The organism is Pseudomonas paracarnis (assembly GCF_904063055.1).
In the GTDB taxonomy this organism is placed as follows: Bacteria; Pseudomonadota; Gammaproteobacteria; order Pseudomonadales; family Pseudomonadaceae; genus Aquipseudomonas; species Aquipseudomonas paracarnis.
This window is the reverse complement of the sequence record NZ_CAJFCN010000069.1, coordinates 1-464: the sequence shown is the minus strand read 5'-3', so window position 1 is coordinate 464 and position 464 is coordinate 1. Positions and strand designations below refer to the sequence as shown.

1 protein-coding gene and 1 pseudogene are annotated in these 464 nt (G+C 65.9%); both read right to left on the bottom strand.

Going from position 1 to position 464, the window contains the following annotated elements; genetic code table 11:
• Nucleotides 1–123, bottom strand: a pseudogene (locus JMV15_RS28655) (META domain-containing protein); the annotation flags it as partial.
• Nucleotides 120–464 (bottom strand): hypothetical protein (locus JMV15_RS27930; RefSeq protein ID WP_201491993.1); only part of this gene is annotated, 345 nt, incomplete at its 5' end. The pseudogene JMV15_RS28655 and the gene JMV15_RS27930, both read right to left, overlap by 4 nt.

Below are 464 nucleotides of genomic sequence, written 5' to 3'. Positions count from 1 at the left end.
CATTAACGGCCGCTCACCGACCCATTCCACGACGTAGCTGTGGTGGTGCCCGAGCTGGGCGCCATCGGCAGCGCGGCCTGCCAGGCCCATGCGGATGGCGGCGAGCAGCAGCGGGCCTTTCAGTGCGCGGCCTGCTGGCATTTCGGGCAGCGGTGCTTATCGCCTGCGCTGGCCCAGCCCAGTTCTTTGATACGCGCGTTGGCGGCCGGTTGCAGCGGTGCCTTGGTCAGCTTGGTTTCTACCGCGAATTCAAACTCCAGCACGGCGTCGCAGCTGTCGCCATTGACCTTCCAGGTGTGAATCTCCAGTTCGCCGAACTTCGGCCCTTGGGCCATGGCGACCCACTGGCCCGCGGGGCGGATGGAGTAGCTTGCGTCCCCCTCGCCGGTCACTCGCTTCGACCGGGGTTTACCTCCGCGCCGGCTTACGCTTGGGACCTCGCAAGGTTTGCACCAACCCCACTT